At 73.1% G+C, this 10,179-nt stretch carries 3 protein-coding genes; all 3 read right to left on the bottom strand.

Annotated elements, in window-relative coordinates; all coding sequences use genetic code 11:
• Positions 1-245: 245 nt before the first annotated feature.
• The 3 genes from BG482_RS35860 to BG482_RS35850 all read right to left on the bottom strand — a co-directional run bounded on the left by BG482_RS35860 (position 246) and on the right by BG482_RS35850 (position 10,143).
• Positions 246-1,040 carry a futalosine hydrolase gene (locus BG482_RS35860; RefSeq protein ID WP_069773404.1) on the bottom strand — a complete coding sequence of 265 codons (795 nt, stop codon included), beginning with the start codon at positions 1,038-1,040 and terminating at the stop codon, positions 246-248.
• On the bottom strand, positions 1,037-2,104 hold the full coding sequence (locus tag BG482_RS35855; RefSeq protein WP_069773403.1) for a glucose-1-phosphate thymidylyltransferase: 1,068 nt from the start codon (positions 2,102-2,104) through the stop codon (positions 1,037-1,039). The genes BG482_RS35860 and BG482_RS35855 overlap by 4 nt, the downstream gene beginning before the upstream one ends.
• Positions 2,105-2,244: 140 nt before the next feature.
• Positions 2,245-10,143, bottom strand: coding sequence for an SDR family NAD(P)-dependent oxidoreductase (locus BG482_RS35850; RefSeq protein WP_370745942.1), 7,899 nt, complete (start codon positions 10,141-10,143; stop codon positions 2,245-2,247).
• Positions 10,144-10,179 lie beyond the last annotated feature (36 nt).

The following is a 10,179-nucleotide window of genomic DNA, read 5'->3' as shown; positions in this document are numbered from 1 at the left end:
GTCCCCGCGCGTGGTCGGCGGGCCCTGTGGGCGTCCGACTGCTGGTGTGCTCCTCGAGCGGTGGGGACAGCATGACCCGGTCCGGGAGCCTTTCTCGGCACCCTGCGGGGTTCTCTGGGGAAACCCTTGGAAATCATGAGCCCGTCGCCATTCGCGCAGGCCGGAGCAACGGCCGACCGGACCGGCCGAATGTGGCGGTGCCCCGAACCTCTGTTGTCTGTACGGAAGTTCGGGGCACGGGCTGCTCAGACGTACGGTGGCGGGGCGCCCCGGGCGAGAACGGTGTACAGGTCCGCGAAGGCGTCCTGAAGTGCCGTCAGGGCGTCGGGGATGCGCCAGGCGGCGCGGTCGCGCGGGCCGACGGGGTTGGAGACGGTGCGCAGTTCCAGCAGCGGGACGCCGTGGACGGCGGCGGCCTCGGCGACGCCGAAGCCCTCCATCGCCTCGGCGGCGGCTCCGTGGCGTTGCCGTAGGCGCTGGGCGCGTTCCGCGGTACCGGTGACGGTGGAGACGGTCAGGACGGGGGCGAGGACGGCGCCGAGGACTCTGGCGACGGCCGCGGAGAGATGGGGTGCGCAGGCGTGCTCGGAGGCTCCGAACCCCAGGCTGTCCATGGAGATGAATCCGTCGGCGGTCTCGCAGCCGAGGTCGGCGGCGATGACACGGTCGGCGACGACGACGGAACCGACGTCGGCGACCGGCGCGAAGCCCCCCGCGATGCCTGTCGAGACGACCAGGTGGTACCGGTCGCCCCCGACGGCCGCCGCGGTGAGTGCCGCGTCGGTCGCCGCGGCCGCGGCGGCGGGTCCCACTCCCCCTGCCAACAGGTCGGCGACGAGCTGCCGGTGAGGGGCGGGACCCTGCCCCGCCGCCGTGCGGTCGGCCCGCACGGACGAGGCGTCCCCGGTGCAGTTGATCCGGAGCATCTCCCGGCCGGGCAGGGCGCCGCAGTCGGCCGCCGCGGCAGGGCCCAGACCTCGCGCGACGGCGTCGCGTTCGGCTCGTACCGCGGTGACGACGAGGAGGCGTACGGCGGTCATGACGAGAGCTGGACGTGCCCGTGATCGCCTATGACGAGGCGGTGGGTGGCAGGCAGTCCTGGGGCGACGGCGACTTTGACGTTGCGGCCGACGAGGGAGGCTGCAACCCGCCGGATCCGGTCGAAGGACGACTCCCGCAGCACGATCGAGTACTCGATCTCGCTGTGGGAGATGCGGCAGTTCTCCGCGACCGACGTGGAGGGGCCGACGTACGAGTCGCTGACGACGCTGCCGGCGCCGATGATCACGGGGCCGACGATGCGGGAGCGCCGGACCTCGGCGCCCGCCTCGATCCGGACCCGTCCGATGATCTCGCTCTCGTCGTCGACATAGCCGTTGACGCAGGGCTGGAGGCGTTCGAGGAGGGTGCGGTTGACCTCCAGCATGTCGGTGACGTTGCCGGTGTCCTTCCAGTATCCGGTGATGACCGTGGAGCGGACCTCCATCCCCTGGTCGATCATCCACTGCAGCGCGTCGGTGATCTCCAGCTCGCCGCGAGGGGACGGCTGGACGGCCCGCACCGCTTCGTGGACGGCCGCCGTGAAGAGGTACACGCCGGCGACGGCCAGGTCGCTGCACGGCTTGCGCGGTTTCTCCTCGAGTACGAGGACGTTGCCGTTGTCGTCGGTGACCGCCACGCCGAAGGCCGTGGGGTTGCTCACCCGGGTGAGCAGCACCTGGGCGTCGCGTGGGTCCTTGCGGAACTCCTCGACGACGTCGGTGATGCCGTCGAGCACGAAGTTGTCACCGAGGTACATGACGAAGTCGTCGTCGCCCAGGAAGGATTCGGCGATGAGCACGGCGTGGGCGAGCCCCAGGGGTTCGCTCTGCGGGATGTAGGTGACGGTCAGGCCGAAGGCGGAGCCGTCACCGACGGCCGCCTCGATTTCCGGGGCGGTGCTGCCGACGATGACGCCGACGTCGGTGATGCCCGCGGCGGCGATGGATTCGAGACCGTAGAAGAGGATCGGTTTGTTGGCGACCGGGACCAATTGCTTGCTGGACGTGTGGGTGATCGGTCGCAGTCGTGAACCTGATCCCCCCGCGAGCACAAGAGCCTTCACTGTTCCATCCAGGTGACGGGTGAGACGTGGTGGGTGAGACGTGGTGGTGGGACGTTGTGGGTGGGTGGGAGGTGGTGGGTGAGCAGGGGCGGTCGTTCCGGCCCGGACGCCGTGTCCGGGCCGGAACGAGGCCGGTCGGCTCACACCTCGTCGAGGTCGCCCTCGAGGAAGGCGCGCAGTTCGTCGTCGGAGACCTCGTCGGCGGCCCGCCCCGGCGCCGAAGGCGCGGAGCCGACGGCGGCCCCGGCCGCCGGGTCGTCGTCGAGCCGGGCCAGCAGACCGCTGAGCCTGCTGCGCAGCCGCTCCTGGACGGCCGTGTCCAGGACCGACGCGGTGAACTGGGCTTCCAGGGCGTCGAGACGGTCGAGAACGGGGGAGGCTGCCGACTGCGCCTCCTGGGTGACGCGTTCCAGGAGGTACGCGGCGAGCCGTTGCGGCGTCGGGTAGTCGAACATGAGGGTCGCGGGCAGCCGTGCTCCTGCGAGGGCGCCGATGCGGTTGCGCAGTTCGACGGCGGTCAGCGAGTTGAACCCGCTGTCCAGGAAGCCTCCTTCGGGGTCGATGGAGTCGGGGCTGTCGTGCCCGATGACCAGGGCCGCCTGAGCGAGTACCGCGTCCAGGACGACGGCGTGCCGGGCGTCCGGGGCAAGCCCGGCGAGACGGTTGCACAGCTCGCCCTCCGCGGGCGCCGCCGACGCGGTGGTGGCCGGTTCGGCCCGGTGCCGGGTGCGGGCCGGGACGAGGTCGCGCACCAGGTCCGGCACCGACCCGTCGGAGGCCAGTAGGGCGGCCGGGTCGAGGTCGACGGGCGCGAAGTACGGTTCGCGGGAGCGCAGCGCCGCGTCGAGCAGGCTGAGCGCGTGACCGGTCTCCATGGGCCGCAGTCCACTGCGGGCGATGCGGCGCATGTCCGCTTCGTCGAGCTTGCCGGTCATGCCGCTTCGTTCGGCCCACAGGCCCCAGGCGAGGGACTGGACGCGGCGTCCGCCGGCGGCGCGGCGGGCGGCGAAGGCGTCCAGGAAGGCGTTGGCGGCCGAGTAGTTGCCCTGCCCGACGCCGCCGAGGGTTCCGGCGATCGAGGAGAACAGCACGAGCGCGGCATCGGTGCCGCGGGTGAGTTCCTCCAGCAGGACGGTCGCGTCGGCCTTGGCCCGCAGCACGGTGTCGACGCGCTCGGGAGTGAGCGACTGCACGATGCCGTCGTCGAGGACGCCCGCTGTGTGGACGACCGCGCTGAGCGGCCGGTCCGCAGGGATGTCACCGAGCAGGGCGGTCAGGGCGTCGCGGTCGGCGACGTCGCAGGCGGCGACGGTGACGTGGGCCCCGTGGCCGCTGAGCTCCTCGTGGAGTTCGGTCATGCCCTCGGCCGCCGGGCCGCGCCGTCCGGCCAGCACCAGGGAGCGCACGCCGTGGGCGGTGACCAGGTGGCGGGCGATCTCCCGTCCCAGGATGCCGCCGGCCCCGGTGACCAGGACGGTGCCGTCCGCGAACGCCTCGCCCGTCGTCTCGGCGGGCGGTGCCGCCTGGGTGAACCGGGGTGTGAACGCGGAGCCCCCGCGCAGGGCGATCTCGCTCTCGTCCGAGGCCAGCGCGGCCGGCAGCTGTGCCAGGGAGGCCGCACTGCCGTCGTGGTCGACCAGGGCGAAGCGGCCCGGGTTCTCGGCGCGCGCCGCACGGACCAGTCCCCAGACGGCCGCCTGGGCCGGATCGGTGTGGGGCGCGTCCTCGGATCCGGTGGTGACGGCGTTCCGGGTCAGCACCACCAGCCGGGAGGCCGCCAGGCCGTCCTGGGCCAGCCAGTCGGTGAGCAGGCTCAGCGCGTGGTTGGTGGCACGCCGCGTAGCGGCGGTGACGTCGCCGTCCGCCTCGGACCGGGTGTCGGGCATCGCCGCCAGGACCGTCGCGGGCACGGCGGTGCCCGTGGCCGCGTACAACGCGGCGGGGTCCGTGTGCCGGACGGCGGTGTCGAAGCCCGGTGCGGCGGACGGCAGCACGCCGCCGACGAGATGCGGCGTGGCGACGGGCGCCGTGCCGATGCCGACGGGCGTCCAGCGGATCCGGTGCAGTGCGCCGCGCCCCGGAGCGGACGGCAGGGCGCTGGTGTCCACGGGGCGCAGGGTGAGCCCGTCGATGTCGGCGACCCGGCGTCCCTCGCCGTCGAGGATGCCCACCCGGTAGGTGTGGTCGCCGACGGGGGTGAGACGTACGCGCAGCGCGGTGGCGCCGGCGGAGTGCGGGACGACGTCGGAGAAGGCGAACGGCAGGACGGTGCCGGTGCCTGCGGCGGGGGCCAGGGCCACCGTGTGCAGGGCGGCGTCCAGCAGGGCCGGGTGGATGCGGAACCGGGCGGCGCCCTGCAGGTGTTCGCCTTCCTCGGGGGCGATCTCGGCGTACACGTCGTCGCCGTCGCGCCAGGCGGCGCGCAGTCCGCGGAACGCGGGTCCGTAGGCGAAGCCGCCGGCGGCGATGCGTTCGTACAGGCCGCTGACGTCCACCGCGGTGGCGGTCGGTGGCGGCCAGGCGGCCGGCAGAGGTGCGGGGGCGGAGGCCGACGGCGTGTCGGTGAGGGTGCCGTCGGCGTGCCGCGTCCAGGCAGTGCCGGTGGCGGGTCGGGAGTGCACCGAGAGGGCGCGGTCGCCGTTGCCGTCTGGCGCCGCGACGGACACCTGAAGCTGGACGCCGCCGTTCTCAGGGAGCACGAGCGGCGTCTGGAGGGTGAGGTCACCGATCCGGGCGGCGCCGACGTGTCCGCACGCCTCCATGGCGAGGTCGAGGAACGCGGTGCCGGGGAAGAGGATGCGGCCGTCCAGGGCGTGGTCGGCGAGCCAGGGCCTGTCGTTCACCGAGACGGTTCCCGTCAGCACGACGCCGGAGCTGTCGGCGAGGGCGACAGCGGCGGTGAGCAGCTGGTGGTGTACGGGGTCCAGGTCCGTGCGGGTGCTGTCGGAGCCGGTCGCCTCGAGCCAGTAGCGGCGCCGCTGGAAGGGGTAGGTGGGCAGATCGGTGCGGACGGCTCCCGAGGGGGTGAACCAGTTGTCCCAGTCCACGCGGTGGCCGTGGGTGTGCAGCCGGGCGAGGGCGGAGGTCAGCGAGGCGTCTTCCTCCTCGTCGCGCCGCAGCGTCGGCACGAGTGTGGCGACGCCGTCGACGCAGTCCGCGGCGAGCGCGGTCAGCACGCCGCCCGGGCCGATCTCGACATAGGTGGTGACGCCCTGTTCCTCCAGTGTGCGCATGCCCTCGTGGAAGCGGACGGCGTCACGCACCTGGCTGACCCAATAGGCGCCGTCCATCGGCTCGTCCGCGGTGACGGGGCGTCCGGTGACCGTGGAGACCACGGACAGGGCGGGGGCGGCGTGGTCGACGAGCGCCGTGTGGGCGGCGAACTCGTCGAGCATGTCGTCCATGTGGTGGGAGTGGAAAGCGTGACCGACCTGCAGACGGTGTGTCTTGCGGCCCTGGCCGGCCAGTTCGGCCGCCACGGCGGTGACGGCTACCTCGTCGCCGGACAGGACGGTGGCGAGCGGGCTGTTGACCGCCGCGACGGACACCCGGCCCGCGTGGGCGGCGAGCAGCGGTGTCACCTCCTCCTCCCCGGCCTGTACGGAGATCATGACGCCTCCCGTCGGCAGGTTCCCCATGAGTCTTCCGCGCACGGCGACGAGCCGGCACGCGTCCTCCAGTGTGAGAACCCCCGCGACGTGGGCTGCGGCGATCTCGCCGACCGAGTGGCCGAGCACCGCGTCGGGCCGTACGCCCAGGCTCTCCAGCAGGCGGTAGAGGGCGACCTGGACGGCGAAGAGTCCGGCCTGGGTGTAGGCGGTGCGGTCCAGGAACGCCGCCTCGGGGCTGCCCGGTTCGGCGAACAGGACGTCACGCAGGGGCAGTTCGAGGTCGGCGTCGAGGTGGGCGCAGGCCTCGTCGAGAGCGTCGGCGAAGATCTCGTGCCGCTGGTACAGGACCCGTCCGGTGGCAGCCTGCTGACTGCCCTGTCCGGAGAAGAGGAAGGCCACCCTGCCCCCGCGGGCCCGGCCGGTCGTGAGCAGCGGGTGCTCCCGGCCCTCGGCGAGAGAGGTGAGCGCGTCGGTGAGTGCGGCGGTGTCGCCGGTGGCGACGGCCGCGCGGTCGTCGTGGTGGGCGCGTGTGGTGGCCAGGGAGAGCGCCAGATCGGCCGGAGCGGTGTCCGGACGGGCGGCGATGTGGGCGAGGAGGCGGCTGGCCTGGGCGCGCAGGGCGGCGTCGCCACGGGCCGACAGCAGCCACGGCAGCGTGCGGGCGGCGCCGTCGGCCGGACGGGACTCCACCGGGGCGGGTGTCCCGGGTTCTTGGATGATCACGTGTGCGTTGGTGCCGGAGACGCCGAACGACGAGACGCCCGCGCGACGCGGGGCGTCACCGGGGGCCCAGTCGCGCTCTTCCTGCAGCAGGCGCACGGCGCCGGACGACCAGTCGATGTGCGGGGACGGCTGTTCGGCGTGCAGGGTGCGCGGCAGGACGCGGTGACGCATCGCCATCACCATCTTGATGATGCCCGCGACGCCGGAAGCGGCCTGTGTGTGACCGATGTTGGATTTCAGCGCCCCGAGCCACAGCGGCCGCTCCGCAGGCCGGTCCTGACCGTAGACGGCCAGCAGCGCCTGCGCCTCGATCGGGTCGCCGAGGGTCGTTCCGGTGCCGTGCGCCTCGACGGCGTCGACGTCCAGCGGGGAGAGCCCGGCGGAGGCCAGCGCCTGACGGATGACCCTCTGCTGGGCGGGTCCGCTGGGCGCGGTGAGTCCGTTGGAGGCGCCGTCCTGGTTGACGGCGGTGCCGGCGACGGTGGCGAGCACGGGGTGGCCGTTGCGACGCGCGTCCGACAGACGCTCCAGCAGGAGCAGGCCGACGCCTTCGGCCCAGCCCGCGCCGTCGGCCTCGGCGGCGAACGGCTTGCAGCGGCCGTCCGGCGAGAGGGCGCGCTGCCTGCTGAACTCGACGAAGGTGTCCGGCGTGGACATCACGGTGACGCCGCCGGCCAGGGCGAGTTCGCACTCCCCGGACCGCAGGGCCTGTACCGCCAGGTGCAGGGCGACCAGGGAGGACGAGCAGGCCGTGTCGACGGTGACGGCCGGTCCTTCCAGACCGAAGGTGTAGGCGATGCGTCCCGAGGCGACGCTGCCGGCGCTGCCTGTGGCGAGGTAGCCCTCCAGCTCCTCGGGGGCCTTGCGGGCACGGCTGCCGTAGTCGTTGTAGTTGGATCCGACGAAGACGCCCGCGCGGGCGCCGCGGATGCGGTCCGGATCGATCCCGGCGCGTTCGAACGCCTCCCAGGACGTCTCCAGCAGCAGCCGGTGCTGCGGGTCGATGGCCACGGCCTCGCGGGGCGCGATCCCGAAGAACGCGGGGTCGAAGCGGTCGGCGTCGTGCAGGAACCCGCCGTGCCGGGCGTACGAGTGGCCGATGCGGTCGGGGTCGGGATCGTAGAGGCTCTCGACGTCCCAGCCGCGGTCGGCGGGGAAGGGTGTGATGGCGTCGGCGCCGGCGGCGACCAGTTGCCACAGGTCCTCGGGCGAGGCGACACCGCCGGGGAAGCGGCAGCCCATGGAGACGATGACGACCGGGTCGTCGTCGACCGCCGCAGTCGGCAGTTCGGGCAGCGGCTCGGCGGCCGCCCCCGTACCGAACAGTTCTCCGTCCAGGTAGGCGGCCAGGGCTCCTGCGGAGGGGTGGTCGAAGGCGAGCGTGACCGGCAGACGCAGACCGGTGGCCTCCACGAACCGGTTGCGCAGTTCGACGGCGGTGAGCGAGTCGAAGCCGACGTCCCGGAAGGCACACCCGTCGGGGACCGCGCCGGGATCCGCATGGCCGAGAACGGCGGAGGCCTGGGCGCGGACCTCGGTGACCAGCTCGGCACGGCGTTCCGCCGGGGCCAGGCCCGCGAGGCGCTGGACGAGCGGCGGGCCGTCGACGGAGTCGGCCTTCTTCTCGCCGCTCTCCGTGGAGAGCGGCGCCCGTGCCTCGGGGAGCTCGCGCAGCGCGGCGAACGCACGGGCGGTGATCAGCTTCCAGTCGACGTCGGCGACGATCAGGAACTCCTCGTCCTGCTCCAGCGCCTTCTGGAGGGAGGCGATGGCCAGTTCGGGGTCCATCGGGGGTACGCCGTCCCGGCGCAGCCGCTCGGCGACCTCCTCCCCGACCATGCCGCCACCCGCCCAGGTTCCCCAGCCGATGGAGGTGGCGGGCAGTCCCTCCGCCCTGCGGCCGGCGGCCAGGGCGTCGAGGAAGGCGTTGGCCGCGGCGTAACTGCCCTGTCCGGGACCGCCGAGGGTGCCTGCCATCGACGAGAACAGCACGAACGCGTCGAGGTCGAGATGGCGGGTGGCTGCGTCGAGGGCCAGCGCCGCATCGGCCTTGGGTCGCAGGACGTCATGGGCGCGCTGCGGGGTGAGCGCGTCGATGAGGCCGTCGTCGATGATGCCGGCGGTGTGCACCACTGCCGTGAGGGTGCCGCCGCCGGGCAGGTCGTCGACGAGGCGCCGTACGGCGTCGGCGTCGGCGACGTCGCAGGCGACGACGGTGGCCTGGGTGCCCGACTCGGCGAGTTCGGCGACGAGTTCGCCGGCTCCCGACGCGTCGGGGCCGCGCCGGGAGGCGAGCACGAGGTGTTCGGCGCCGCCGCGTGCGAGCCAGCGGGCGACGTGCCGGCCGAGCCCGCCGGTGCCGCCCGTCACCAGGACGGTGCCGGACGGCTGCCAGCTGCCCTCCGGCCGCGGCCCGTCACCGGCACGCACCAGCCGCCGGGCGAAGAGTCCGGAGGCGCGCACTGCGAGGTGGTCCTCTTCGAGCGTCCCGGACAACGCGCCGATCAGCCGTCGCGCCGCGCGCTCGTCGAGCGTGCCGGGCAGGTCGACGAGCCCGCCCCAGCGCTGCGGGTACTCCAGGGCGGCGATGCGGCCGAGACCCCAGGTCATCGCCTGCAGAGGGCTGGTCAGCCGGTCGCTGCGGCGCACGGAGACCGCGCCACGCGTGGCACACCACACCGGGGCGTCCAGGCGGGCGTCGCCGAGGACCTGGAGCAGAGTCGTGGTCAGGACCAGGCCGGTGGGCAGCACGCCCTCGGCCGACCAGGGGGACTCGTCCAGCGCGAGCAGCGACAGCACGCCACCGACCGCGACGCCGTCGGCCAGGGCGCGCACGAGGTCGGCCATGCGGTCACGTTCGGCGTCCGGGCCGCCCACGACGAGGACGCGGACCCCGGCAGACCTGTCGCCGACCGCGGCGCGCACATCCCTGACGAGGGGGTCGTCCTCATATCCGGCCGGTACGACGAGCAGCCACGTGTTCAGCAGCTCGTGGGTGCGAGCGGGCTGTTCGGTGCGGGGCCGCCATGCGACCCGGTATCGCCAGCCGTCGAGGGTGGAGTGGTTGAGCCGGTCCCGCCGCCAGGACGACAGGGCGGGCACCACCTCGGCGAGTGAGCGCACGTCCTCGAGTCCGAGGCTGTCCGCCAGGGAAGCGAGATCGTGGCTGTCCACGCTGGCCCAGAACCCGTCGTCGAGGAGGTTCACCTCACCGGACGTCCCGCCGTCGGCAGCGGTCTGCGGGGCGGCCGGCTCCAGCCAGTAGCGGCTGCGCTGGAACGCATACGTCGGCAACTCCACCCGACACGGCGACAACCCCGCAAACACCGGAGCCCAGTCCACCCCCACACCCCGCACCCACGCCTCACCCAACGACCGATAAAAACGCCCCAGACCACCCTCACCCCGACGCAGCGAACCCACCACCACCGCATCCGCACCCACAGCCTCCACCGTCTCCGCCACCGGCACCGTCAACACCGGATGCGGACTCATCTCCAAAAACGCRCCGAACCCCTCCCCCACCAACCGCCGCACCACCGGCTCCAACAACACCGACTGCCGCAGATTCCGGAACCAATAACCCCCGTCCAACTCCGCACCCTCCACCCACTCACCCGTCACCGTCGACAAGAACGGCACCGACGGAACCAACGCCCTCACCGAACCCAACAACCCCGCCAACTCCCCCTCCAACACATCCACATGCACCGAATGCGACGCATAATCCACATCAATACG

Origin of the sequence: Streptomyces sp. LUP30 (assembly GCF_001746365.1) — a bacterium.
Classification (GTDB): Bacteria; Actinomycetota; Actinomycetes; order Streptomycetales; family Streptomycetaceae; genus Streptomyces.
Note: the sequence above shows the minus strand (reverse complement) of the source record. Positions and strands in the feature narration are given on the sequence as shown.